This window comes from Paraburkholderia sp. BL10I2N1, from assembly GCF_004361815.1.
Classification (GTDB): Bacteria; Pseudomonadota; Gammaproteobacteria; order Burkholderiales; family Burkholderiaceae; genus Paraburkholderia.
In genome coordinates, this window is the sequence record NZ_SNWA01000001.1 from 113,154 (window position 1) to 125,572 (window position 12,419).

10 protein-coding genes and 1 tRNA gene are annotated in these 12,419 nt (G+C 62.8%); 7 read left to right on the plus strand and 4 right to left on the minus strand.

Going from position 1 to position 12,419, the window contains the following annotated elements:
• Positions 1-243: 243 nt before the first annotated feature.
• The 4 genes from parC to B0G77_RS00565 form a co-directional block, all read right to left on the minus strand.
• On the minus strand, positions 244-2,562 hold the full coding sequence (parC, locus tag B0G77_RS00550; protein ID WP_133660385.1) for a DNA topoisomerase IV subunit A: 2,319 nt from the start codon (positions 2,560-2,562) through the stop codon (positions 244-246).
• 59 nt (positions 2,563-2,621) lie between these two features.
• Complete coding sequence (locus B0G77_RS00555; protein WP_133660386.1) at positions 2,622-4,607, minus strand: DNA topoisomerase IV subunit B; 1,986 nt, start codon at positions 4,605-4,607, stop codon at positions 2,622-2,624.
• 275 nt (positions 4,608-4,882) lie between these two features.
• Positions 4,883-6,808: an ATP-binding cassette domain-containing protein gene (locus B0G77_RS00560; protein WP_133660387.1), complete on the minus strand. Its 1,926-nt coding sequence runs from the start codon at positions 6,806-6,808 to the stop codon at positions 4,883-4,885.
• 214 nt (positions 6,809-7,022) lie between these two features.
• Positions 7,023-7,424: a DUF4399 domain-containing protein gene (locus B0G77_RS00565; RefSeq protein ID WP_133660388.1), complete on the minus strand. Its 402-nt coding sequence runs from the start codon at positions 7,422-7,424 to the stop codon at positions 7,023-7,025.
• A gap of 347 nt (positions 7,425-7,771) precedes the next feature.
• Between B0G77_RS00565 and B0G77_RS00570 the strand changes: the two genes are divergently transcribed.
• The 7 genes from B0G77_RS00570 (at position 7,772) to B0G77_RS00600 (ending at position 12,372) form a co-directional block, all read left to right on the plus strand.
• Positions 7,772-7,957: a rubredoxin gene (locus tag B0G77_RS00570; RefSeq protein ID WP_133660389.1), complete on the plus strand. Its 186-nt coding sequence runs from the start codon at positions 7,772-7,774 to the stop codon at positions 7,955-7,957.
• A 480-nt stretch (positions 7,958-8,437) separates the two neighbouring features.
• Positions 8,438-8,512, plus strand: a tRNA-Arg gene (locus B0G77_RS00575).
• Between the two features lie 290 nt (positions 8,513-8,802).
• A complete protein-coding gene (locus B0G77_RS43990; protein ID WP_243751084.1) occupies positions 8,803-9,150 on the plus strand; it encodes a hypothetical protein in 348 nt (115 codons plus the stop codon).
• 278 nt (positions 9,151-9,428) lie between these two features.
• On the plus strand, positions 9,429-9,707 hold the full coding sequence (locus B0G77_RS00585; RefSeq protein ID WP_133660390.1) for a hypothetical protein: 279 nt from the start codon (positions 9,429-9,431) through the stop codon (positions 9,705-9,707).
• Positions 9,708-9,914: 207 nt separating this feature from the next.
• Positions 9,915-10,226 (plus strand): hypothetical protein, encoded by a 312-nt coding sequence (locus B0G77_RS00590; RefSeq protein WP_133660391.1) that lies wholly within the window; start codon positions 9,915-9,917, stop codon positions 10,224-10,226.
• A 413-nt stretch (positions 10,227-10,639) separates the two neighbouring features.
• Positions 10,640-11,926, plus strand: a complete 1,287-nt coding sequence (dcm, locus tag B0G77_RS00595) for a DNA (cytosine-5-)-methyltransferase (protein ID WP_133660392.1) — start codon at positions 10,640-10,642, stop codon at positions 11,924-11,926.
• Positions 11,926-12,372, plus strand: coding sequence for a very short patch repair endonuclease (locus tag B0G77_RS00600; protein ID WP_133660393.1), 447 nt, complete (start codon positions 11,926-11,928; stop codon positions 12,370-12,372). Before dcm ends, B0G77_RS00600 begins: the two co-directional genes overlap by 1 nt.
• Positions 12,373-12,419 lie beyond the last annotated feature (47 nt).

Below are 12,419 nucleotides of genomic sequence, written 5' to 3' on the forward strand. Positions count from 1 at the left end.
GCGCGGCTTATGAGCGCGTTCGACCACTGTCTCGCACCGCAGTTCATCTTTGTGTTTGATTTACATACAGGCGCGCTACAGCTACGTCGCCTGTGCAAATGTTGAATGCAGGTCAGACGCAGAAGCCAGTAGCGCACACGCTCCCCCGAACGCATGTGCTACGTCAATCGCGCCGATGACGGGGTGACTTGATGAGCCGGTGCAACCCCTGCCACCGGCTAACCGCCTGACCCGCGCTCAGCCTCAGCCTGCCAGCGCCGGCCGCAGACCCAGCAGCTTCAGCTTCGTATCCGGCGCACGGCCCTTGCGCGCCCGCTTGCCGATATGCGGAGCCAGTGCTGCACCAGCCAGCGTCTCTTCCTGCGGTTTGCCGCCACGGCCCGTACCGACCAGCACCACGCCCGCCTTGCCGATCGCCAGCGCCTGCACGAGCGTTTCCTTCGGATCGAGCGCTATCAGCGTGACGCCGCGTCCACCGCCCGACAGCGTCTTCATTTCATCGAGGCCGAACACGAGAATGCGCCCAACGCTCGATAGACACGCAACGTGCGTCGCGTCCGGCAACATCGGCATCGGCGCGAGCGGCGTCGCGCCTTCGTCGATGGTCATAAATGACTTGCCCGCCTTGACACGGCTCACCATGTCGCCCACCTTCGCGATGAAGCCGAAGCTGTTGCTCGACGCAAGCAGCAGCGCCTGCTCCGCCGACGCCGCGTAGTAGTGCATCAGGTGCGTGCCCGACTCCAGTTCGATCAGCGACGTGACCGGCACGCCATCGCCGCGACCGCCCGGCAACATGGCGACCGCAACCGAATAGACGCGCCCTTTGCTGCCCCACGCGATCAGTGTATCGGGCGTGCGGCACTGGAACGCCGCGTAGAGGCCGTCACCCGCCTTGAACGTGAAGCCAGCCGGATCGAGGCCGTGGCCCTTGAGCGAGCGCACCCAGCCCTTCTGCGAGACAACAACCGTGACCGGCTCGTCGACCACGCGCGCCTCGAAGGTCGCGCGCTTTTCCTGCTGGATCAGCGTGCGGCGATCGTCGCCGTACTGCTTCGCGTCGCCTTCGATTTCCTTGATGAGCAGACGCTTCATCGCGGATTCGCTACCCAACAGTTCTTCGAGCCTCGCCTTCTCGTCGCGCAATTCACCGAGTTCCTTCTCGATCTTGATCTTCTCGAGCCGCGCCAGCTGACGCAGGCGGATTTCAAGAATGTCCTCGGCCTGGCGGTCCGACAGACCAAAGGCCGAGATCAGCGCAGCCTTCGGTTCGTCCGACTCGCGAATGATGCGGATGACTTCGTCGATATTCAAAAAGACGATCATCCGGCCTTCGAGGATGTGAATCCGGTCGTTGACCTTCATCAGCCGGTGCTGCGTGCGGCGCGTGACGGTCGCGAAGCGGAAGCTGATCCACTCCTGAAGGATCTCGATGAGGCCCTTCTGACGCGGCCGGCCATCGCCGCCCACCATCACCAGATTGAGCGACGCGTTCGATTCGAGGCTCGTATGCGCGAGCAGCGTATTGACGAATTCCGTCTGGTCGATTCGGCTCGACTTCGGCTCGAACACGAGACGCACCGGCGCATCCTTGCCCGATTCGTCGCGCACCGCGTCAAGCAGGGCGAGCATCGTCTGCTTCGTCTGCAACTGCTCGGGCGTGAGGGTTTTCTTGCCGAGCTTGATCTTCGGGTTCGTCTGCTCCTCGATTTCCTCGAGCACCTTCTGGCCCGACGTGTTCGGCGGCAATTCGGTGATGACGAGCTGCCACTGACCCCGCGCGAGGTCTTCGATCTTCCAGCGCGCGCGCACCTTCAGGCTGCCGCGGCCGGTTTCATAGGCCGCCGAGATTTCCGCTTCGCTCGAAATGATCTGGCCGCCGCCGGGGAAATCCGGACCCGGGACGTGCTGCATCAGTTCGGCATGCGGGAGCGTCGGATGCCGGATCATGGTGACTGCCGCCGCCGCGACTTCGCGCAGGTTGTGCGACGGGATCTCCGTTGCCAGACCCACCGCGATGCCAGATGCACCGTTGAGCAGCACGAACGGCAAACGCGCGGGCAGCAGCTTCGGCTCTTCGAACGAGCCGTCGTAGTTCGGCATGAAGTCGACCGTACCCTGGTCGATTTCGTCGAGCAGCAGTTTGGCGATCGGCGTGAGGCGCGCTTCGGTGTAGCGCATTGCCGCTGCGCCGTCGCCGTCGCGCGAGCCAAAGTTGCCCTGCCCGTCGATGAGCGGATAGCGCATCGAGAAATCCTGCGCGAGCCGCACGAGCGCGTCGTACGCGGACTGGTCGCCGTGCGGGTGATACTTGCCCAGCACGTCGCCGACCACGCGCGCCGACTTCACCGGCTTCGCATTGTCGGCGAGACCCATCTCGTTCATCGCATACAGGATGCGGCGCTGCACCGGCTTCTGGCCGTCGCAGACGTCGGGCAGCGCGCGCCCCTTGACGACGCTCACCGCGTAGTCGAGATACGCGCGTTCCGCGTAGTTGCCGAGCGTCAGGGAGCCGCCGGCGGGCACCGCCTCGGTGAAAAGATCGGGAGTGTTATCGTCCATCTAGATGTCGTGTCCGTGGTTTGGCGTGAGAGCAGCGCTCGCAGGATGCGTCAGCGCGCTCAAATGTCCGCTTCGACTTCGTTGCCCTTCTCTTCGAGCCAGCTGCGCCGCGACGCCGCTTCGCCCTTGCCCATCAGCATCGTCATGCGTGCGACGGTCGCGTCGAAATCGAGTTCGCCGAGCGAGACGGGCGACAGACGCCGCGTGTCCGGGTTCATCGTCGTGTCCCACAACTGCTCGGCGCTCATTTCGCCGAGGCCCTTGAAGCGGCTGATGGTCCATTGCGATTCACGCACGCCGTCCTTGCGCAGCTTGTCGAGGATCGCTTCGAGTTCGCCTTCGTCCAGCGCATACAGTTTCTGCGCCGGCTTCTTGCCGCGCGCCGGAGCATCGACGCGAAAGAGCGGCGGCCGCGCAACACACACGTGCCCGCGTTCGATCAGCTGCGGAAAATGCTTGAAGAAGAGCGTGAGCAGCAGCACCTGGATGTGCGCGCCGTCGACGTCCGCATCCGACAGGATGCAGATCTTGCCGTAACGAAGGTTCGACAGGTCGGCGTTGTCGTCGGGACCATGCGGATCGACGCCGATCGCCACCGAGATATCGTGCACTTCGTTATTCGCGAAGAGGCGGTCGCGCTCGGTTTCCCACGTGTTGAGCACCTTGCCGCGCAGCGGCAGGATCGCCTGATATTCTTTGTCGCGCCCCATCTTGGCCGAACCGCCTGCCGAATCACCTTCGACGAGGAAGAGTTCATTGCGGCCGATTTCGGTCGATTCGCAGTCTGTCAGCTTGCCTGGCAGCACAGCGACACCCGAACCCTTGCGCTTCTCGACCTTCTGGCCGGCGCGCGTGCGCGCCTGGGCCTGCTTGATGACGAGGTCGGCGAGCTTCTTGCCGTGCTCGACGTGCTGATTGAGCCACAACTCGAGCGCCGGACGGGCAAACGAAGAGACCAGCTTGACCGCGTCGCGGCTATTCAGGCGCTCCTTGATCTGCCCTTGAAACTGCGGATCGAGCACCTTCGCCGACAGCACGAACGACACGCGGGCGAACACGTCATCCGCGAGCAGCTTCACGCCCTTCGGCTGAAGATTGTGCAACTCGACGAAGCTCTTGACCGCCTGGAAAAGACCTTCGCGCAGACCGGATTCATGCGTGCCGCCGGCGGGCGTCGGAATCAGGTTGACGTACGACTCGCGCGTGAGCGGACCTTCCTCGCTCCACGCGACGACCCACGCTGCGCCTTCGCCTTCGGCAAAGGTCTCCTCGTTCGAGCGCGAGCTTTCCGCGTAGCGCTCGCCTTCGAAGAGCGGAATCAGCAGGTCGCTCCCGGCCATGCCTTCGAGCAGATAGCCGCGCAAACCGTCTTGGTACTTCCAGCTTTGCTGCTCGCCGGTTTTCTCATTGATGAGCGTGACTTCGACGCCTGGCAGCAGCACTGCCTTTGAGCGCAACAGGCGCTGCAGGTCGCCGATTGGCAAATTCGGCGAGTCGAAATATTTCGGATTGGCCCAGGCACGCACGCGCGTGCCCGACTTCTTGTCCGAACGCGTGGCGGGGCGCACTTCCAGCGGCTTGACGACATCGCCGTCGGCAAAGCCGAGTTCGGCGACCTTGCCGTCGCGCCAGACCGTGACGTCGAGGCGCGTAGACAGCGCGTTGGTCACCGACACGCCAACGCCGTGCAGGCCGCCCGAGAACGTGTACGCGCCGCCGGCGGCCTTGTCGAACTTGCCGCCCGCGTGCAGGCGTGTGAACACGATCTCGACGACCGGCACACCCTCTTCGGGGTGCATCCCGAACGGGATGCCGCGGGCGTCGTCCTCGACGGACACGGACTGATCCGTATGCAACGTGACGATGATCTGACGTCCGTAGCCGCCGAGGGCTTCGTCGGCCGCGTTGTCGATGACTTCCTGAATGATGTGCAGCGGATTTTCGGTGCGCGTGTACATGCCGGGCCGTTGCTTGACCGGCTCCAGGCCCTTCAGCACCTTGATCGACGCTTCGCTATACGCGGCGTTTGGCTTTTTCGTAGACATGGCTTGCTGTGGTCCGTCGGTTCATCGTTGTCCACAGGTCCTGTGGACATCTGCGTGGACAAACCGTTGAGTTTTCAAAAAAAGCGAAACGAAACAACGGGGTGAATGGCGTGCCCGCAACACGGGCAATCCTTTTATTGCCTGCAACCTGCGTGGCGGTCGTGCGACGCGACCGCCACAGGAAACAGGTTCGCGGGGTATTTTACTGATTTCGATGCGCGCGGCAATTTGGGTGATATGAACCGCAAGCGACCGCCCACGGTTCGCCCGGCACCTCACTTCCGCTTGCTCTCCAATTCTTCCCAACGTTCCAGGGCGAGCAGCAATTCGTCGTCGATCGCAGCGTAACGCTCGGTCAAGCGCGCGCCTTCCTGCGCGTCTCTTGCAAAGATCGAGCCGTCTTCAAGCTGGGCGCCGATGGTCTTCTGCTCCGTTTCAAGCTTTGCGATCTGCTCGGGCAACGCTTCCAGTTCGCGCTGCTCCTTGAATGAAAGCTTCACCGTGCGCTGCGCGTTGCGGCCAGCGGCACTGTCCTTCGGTGCCGCTTCCTTCACTGCCTCTTTCGGCGTCTCGTTTTGCGCGAGCTGCTGCGACCGGGCGCTCTGCACCTGCCAGTCCGTGAAGCCGCCGACATATTCGCGCCACCTGCCCTCGCCTTCGGACGCGATCACCGACGTCACGACATTATCCAGAAACGCGCGATCGTGGCTCACCAGCAGCACGGTACCGTCGTAGTCGGTCAGCAGTTCTTCGAGCAGTTCCAGTGTCGGAATGTCGAGGTCGTTGGTGGGTTCGTCGAGCACCAGTACGTTGGCCGGCCGCGCGAACAGTCGCGCGAGCAGCAGGCGGTTGCGCTCACCGCCCGAGAGCGACTTCACCGGCGAACGCGCCCGCTCCGGCGCGAACAGGAAGTCGCCGAGATAACTCATGACGTGCTTCTTCGTGCCGCTGACTTCGACCCACTCGCTGCCCGGGCTGATGGTGTCGGCAAGACTCTTCTCCTGGTCCAGTTGCGCCCGCATCTGGTCAAAGTACGCGACCTGCAGGTTCGTGCCAATACGCACCTTGCCCTCGTCGGGCGCAAGTTCGCCAAGGATCAGCTTCAGCAGCGTCGTCTTGCCCGCGCCATTCGGCCCGATGAAGCCGATCTTGTCGCCACGTATCACCGTCGTCGAAAAACGGTCGACCACCGTGCGTGCGCCATAGCGCTTCGTCACGTCAATCAGTTCCGCGACGATCTTGCCGGACTTCTCGCCCTGCCCTACATCCAGCTTGACGTTGCCAAGCGCATTGCGGCGTTCCGCGCGTTCCTGGCGCATCTGCACGAGCCGCCCGATGCGGCCGACGCTGCGCGTGCGGCGCGCCTCGACGCCCTTGCGGATCCAGACTTCTTCCTGCGCGAGCAACTTGTCGAACTTCTCGTTCTCGATGCGCTCGACTTCCAGTTGCTGCGCCTTGCGTGTCTGATAGGCAGAGAAGTTACCCGGGTACGACAGCAGCCGTCCGCGGTCGAGCTCGACAATGCGCGTCGCGACCCGGTCGAGAAACGCGCGGTCGTGGGTAATGAAAAGCAGCCCCGAGCGCTGCGCGATCAGCAGATCTTCAAGCCAGCGGATGCCATCGAAGTCGAGGTGGTTGGTTGGCTCGTCGAGCAGCAACACGTCCGGTTGCACCACCAGCGCACGCGCAAGCGCCACCCGTTTCTGCATGCCGCCCGACAGCGCGCCCACGCGGGCATCACCGTCCAGGCCGATCTGCGCGAGCGTCGTGGAGACACGCATGCGCCAGTTCCACGCATCGATCGCATCGAGCGACGACTGCAGCGTGTTCATCCGCGCGAGCAGCGCATCGTGTTCTGCGCCTTCGGGCGTTTCGGCAAGACGGTGCGCGACCACGTCGTATTCGTCCAGCAGCGCGCGTGCGTGGGTCAGCCCGGCGGCGACGGTATCGAATACCGACGCGTCGCCATCGAACTCGGGCTCCTGCGGCACGTAGACCGTCGTCAGGTTTTGCTGGCGCGTAACGAGCCCGTCGTCCGGCTTCGTCAGGTCGGCGACAATCTTGAGCAGCGACGACTTGCCTGCGCCGTTGCGGCCGATCAGCCCGACGCGCTCGCCCGCCTCGAGAGAGAAATCCGCGTGATCGAGCAACGCGACGTGACCGAACGCCAGTTGCGCCCCGGTAATGGTGTAAAGCGACATGGGGAAAAAGAAGAAGACCGCGATGAATCGGAACTGCTCATTGTACCGGGCGCCGAAGTCTATGCCCGTCCGCCGGATGGCATAGGCCGTCTGGCCAGCTTGATTCAGCCCGGTTAGTGCGGATAATGCGCTCGCACACCGCCAGAGGCGAAGGCGCCGGCGCGCAGAAACCCCATGCGATCATGAGTTCTCATGCGCGCCCGGCCGCAGCCTGTTACTTCACGTGTACCGTGATCGTCTTGCTCATCTCCGGGCCATACGAGCGATGCGCGCCGTCGCCAAACTGCAATGTAAGCTTGTGATCGCCCGGCGGGAGCGTCAGGTCCGTTTCCGTCTGCCCCTTGCCAAAGTGGAGCGACCTGTCGCCGACCGGGATCACTTCACCCTTTGGCAGCGGTGCGCCATCGACCAGCAGATGGTGATGGCCCGTGCCTTCGGTCATCGTACCGGCGGGTGCGATCTTCATTCCATCGACGGCAAACACCACGTGCACGGGATTGCTGACGGTGGCGCCGTCCGTCGGCGCCACAAACGACACCCCGTTTGCCCGCGCCACACCAGACACGATTAGCAAACCGGCAAACACGGCGCTGGCCAGCCATTTGTTCTTGAGCATCGTCTTCTCCTTGAGGAAAGCGGCCGACACCGTGCGAATCCAGACGCGCAAGGCACACTGCAAGTCGCAGACAGGCGGCTCACCTGGTGCGCAACTGCCGCCCCGAGGCTGGAGATCCATCGATGGTTGTCGAGCAGGCGAGCGAGGCCGCGCTGCAGAGCATACACCGGGCGTATGACGGAGCGGAGCACCGCGCTTCGTAACAGCCCGCGCCCATGGGGCGCCGGCAAGCGCGACAACGCTATGCAGAAGGCATTTTGCGAATTCCTGTAAGATTGCGGCTCGCCGCGCACCTCGCAACTCGGGGGCAGAACGCGCGGGTTATTGAACTGAAGAAAGAGTGCGTCGTGAGCGAAGTGATCATTGAGTACAAGAGCTGGGTCTGCCTGATTTGCGGCTGGATCTACAACGAAGAAGAAGGCCTCCCGGAAGAAGGCATCCCGGCAGGCACGCGCTTCGCCGACATCCCGGAAGACTGGCGCTGCCCACTGTGCGATGTGGGCAAGGCGGAATTCGCCGTCGTCGAATTCTAAGGACGATCCTGCATCGGGGTGCGGGGGCAGGTTCGCGCCTTTCGTCGACAGAATCGCCTCGGTACATATGTATGGCCCGACAGGCCCGGATCTGTCGGGCCATTTGCTTTATGGGGCGGCTTGAACTGATCCGTTTGAGGTGGTCACCATTCAGGTGCTCGCGGTTCCGCCATAGCCTTTGTGTCGAGCGTCTTTGCTATACTCCTCCCTCGCTGGCGAATTTGGGCACGCTGGCGCTTGCCGAGCAGCGTGATTCAAGCCATATTTATCCGGTCCGGCAACTGAATCACAGTGCAGGATCGATACCCCGGCCAGAGAGTCGTCTCGCAACGAAAGTCTGACCGGTGATCCGATAAAGCTGGCAGGCAGTAATGGTTCGCGGCGCTTCACTTAGGATGAAGCTGACATGCCGAAACGCCCACGGGATTAGACATCGGCCAAAAGCGGCAAGGCTCCGATCCACCCTGTTAGTTTTTCTATCTCCCCGTAGTTCAATGGATAGAACAAGTGCCTCCTAAGCGCTAGATACAGGTTCGATTCCTGTCGGGGGGACCAGTCAGATTCCCGCCTTCCTCATCCCATTTCCCAGATCCCACGCCGGTCATCCAGCGCCGGCGAACTGCATTTCACCCCCACCGCGCGAACTGGAGAGCTAGTCGCCCTTTGATCATTGAATTGCCGCTCCGGGTGTCCCGGTACGCTTTGTCCATACGATGCCTGGACAGCTGCGAAACCATCATGGGCAATCTGCCCCACGCGGCGTAGTCGCCGAAAACGAGCCCTCCATATGAGGCGCTCGTCACCACCAGGTCATTGACCAACCAACCAGGACACGACGGATGCACATGCCGACATTGATCGATCAGGATATTGCGCACATCGAACGCGTGATGCGACCGTCTCTGTATGGCGACGCTGCTGGACCCATCCTGTCTACTGCGTACTGGCGCAGGCGCCTCCATCAACTGCTCGACGAGCACCACGTGACGAAAGCCCAGCTTGTCGCAATCGATAGCCTCCTGCTTGAGCTGGACCATTTCGACCGGACGACCGCCCGCCCCGTCACCCGTCAGACGCAGATATATCCAGCACAAACGGCTGCAGCTTCGCGTCCGGGTTCGGCACCGGTCAAGCGCGCGTCCGACTGCCGCCGAAGCAGGGTAAGAAAGTGCCGACGCGTAGTTGCCGCGTGACACGCGCCGTATCGCCGTAATTGTGGCCTATGGTGATGCCACAGCGATCCGATCCTTCCGCCGAGGCACATCGCATGTTGCCTGGTAACAATCTGCTTCCTGTATCCACGCCGATGACGGAAGCGAGCTTTCACACCCCCGCCTGACCAATCGTCCATTCCCGATCATGAATCCGATCACCACGCCTGGAATGTGACGCTTCGCAATGTCAAAATGCACGGATGTCGGCCGCGAGGCCATCCGCATTCACTCCATTCGCACAAGACACAGGGAACCCCGTGGACACCAGCAAGCAGATCGCCGCCCTCACCGTTTCAGGCATGCAGACAGCCGGCGCCAGCCAGGCCACCGCGATAGCGCTGCATGTATTGATTCGTCACCTCAAATCGCCCGAACTACGCGCCGAGTTGACCGCAGCGTTCGAGCAGCATCAGGCGCTCATGCTGCAAAAGCCCTGGCCGGAGCAGATGCTCGCCTCGTTCGAAGCGACGCGCCGGTTTCTCGAAAGCGCAACCCAGGACCTGACAAGCCCCGACAGCCAGACCGGGTCAGTCTGAGGCAACGCTAGGTGATCGGTCGCGCGCTTGCAGTATGCCTCACGCCCGTAGTCGTTACCTCAGCGCTGGCGCTGGCATTGATCTGGTCTGCCAGCTTCCGCGTCCTGAGTTGGTGTCGAACGGACGATCGATATGCCCCCAAAGCCACCCCTCAAAAAATCTTCACTTCGACCCTAAAGTGATCTGCCATGGTGCCGTTAACGGGGCATGGACCGCATACCTAACGCACCCACCGGCTCGTTCCGGGCGACGCTGATCGACCAGGACATCGCACATATTGCACGCGTCATGCGGCCTGCGCTGCACGGCGACCTTGGCGGGCCGATCCTGCCGGCGTCCTACTGGCGGCAGCGGCTCCACAAGTTGCTCGACGCCGACCACCTGACCAAATCGCAGTTGTGCGCTATTGACAGCCTGCTGCTGCAACTGGACCACTTCTGCCTGCACGATCTGCCGCCAGGCATCAACGTGCGCTCCGGGTCCCCTGCTGCCGCGCCAGATCTCGCGCGACACGGCTGAAGCGGGGAAGCCCCAGCCGCTCGTCCGCCGCCGACGAAAAAAAGCCGCGGACGAACTGCCGCGGCTGAGCCACACCCCCCAACGCTGAGGATCTTGCGTCACTTCCTCAAGCGTATACAGCCGTGTGTGACAACCTCAAGACCACGCACGGCGAATTGACAATCGTTGACCATCCCATGGGCAATCGCCCATGCTTCCCGCGCAGCGCGAACAACTGGCGGCCGGCGCGAGCGTCCTGCTCCCCGGCCGCCAGGGCTGCTTCCTGCGGTTTCCGCAGCTTCACGTGGATCGGCGAACCGAACGCTCTTCCATTCGGCGCGTGAACTTTTTTCATCGCGAGATCTACACCGCTCGGTTAAAAAGGGACGGCTATAGGTCATAATGTCCGCAAAAATCCCCAGCAAGGACCGATAGTGACCCAGGCCACGCTGCTAGCACTGCTCAGACAGGCTCGCAACCGCTACACACAACGAGAAATCGCCGGACACGTCGGCAAGGACATCAAGACCGTCCGACGCTGGGAAAAGGCCGACACCCCTTGCCCCGCCATGCTGGGGCCCGCCCTTCGCGCGCTGCTCGCAACCGGCAACTCCGGCACCGGCGTCGGCGGCATCGCTGCGGCACCCTCACGTTTCCGGTTCATCGACCTGTTCGCCGGCATCGGCGGCATTCGCATGGGTTTCGAGGCACAAGGCGGCGAATGCGTCTTCACGAGCGAATGGAACGAATTCTCGAAGAAAACCTATTTGGACAACTACTGCAGCCGCCATTCCTTCATCGGCGACATTGTCTCGTTTCCCGCCGACGACGTGCCGGCTCATGACATCCTGCTTGGCGGTTTCCCGTGCCAACCGTTTTCGATTGCCGGGGTCAGCAAGAAAAACGCGCTCGGCCGGCCGCACGGCTTCGAGTGCACCACCCAGGGCACGCTATTCTTCGATGTCGCGCGGATTATCGCGGCGAAGCGTCCGGCGGCGTTTCTGCTCGAGAACGTGAAGAACCTGCTGTCGCACGACAAAGGCCGCACGTTCGACGTGATCCTGCAAACCCTGCGCGACGAACTCGGCTACGAAGTGCACTACCGGGTCGTCGATGGCCAACATTTCACACCGCAGCATCGGGAGCGGATCATTATCGTGGGCTTTCGCGGCGAAACGAATTTTTCGTGGGACGACCTGCGTCTGCCGACAGAAGGTCCGCGCCTCGGCTCGATCCTGCATCGGACGGATGGCAAGGAACCGGTACTCCCCTGGGACGGCGAGCGCTTCTTCGATCACGCCGCGCGACGCATCCAGCCGAAGTACACACTGACGCCGAAACTATGGGCTTATCTGCAGCACTACGCCGAGAAGCATCGTGCTGCAGGCAACGGTTTCGGCTTTGGCATGGCGTATCCGGAGAGCGTCACCCGCACGCTGTCCGCGCGCTATCACAAGGACGGCAGCGAGATTCTGGTCCATCAGGGCCAAGGGCTGCGGCCACGACGGCTCACACCGCGCGAATGCGCGCGTTTGATGGGCTTTCCGGACACGTTCCGGATTCCGGTCAGCGATACCCAGGCTTATCGCCAGTTCGGCAACAGCGTTGTGATGCCGGTGATGCAGGAAGTCGCCCGCATCATGGCACCCCACGTGGAAGCGCTGCTTTCCGGCAGCGGGGCACTGGACGACACGCCGCAGGACGTCGCACTGGTGGCCTGATGGTCGACGTCGTCGACGCGGCCACCCGCAGCCGGATGATGTCCGGCATTCGCGGCCGCAACACCAAACCGGAAATCCTGATCCGCTGCCTGCTGCATCGACGCGGGTTCCGCTTCCGTCTGGATGCCCGCGATCTGCCCGGCCGGCCCGACATCGTGTTGCCGCGCTACGGCGCCGTGGTCTTCGTGCATGGCTGCTTCTGGCACGGTCACGACTGTCATCTGTTCAAATGGCCGCAGACGCGCCCCGAGTTCTGGCGCGACAAGATCGGCCGCAACCGCAGCAACGACGAACGCGCACAGCTCGCACTTCACGCGGGGGGCTGGCGCGTCGCCGTGGTGTGGGAATGCGCCTTGCGCGGCGCGAACCGGGACGTTGACGGCGTCATCCAGCGTCTCGCCGACTGGCTGCACAGCGACATCGACGCGCTCGACCTGCGGGGCTGACCGGTTTCGTCGTTGCACGCAGAAACCGCGCAGATTATTCGACATCC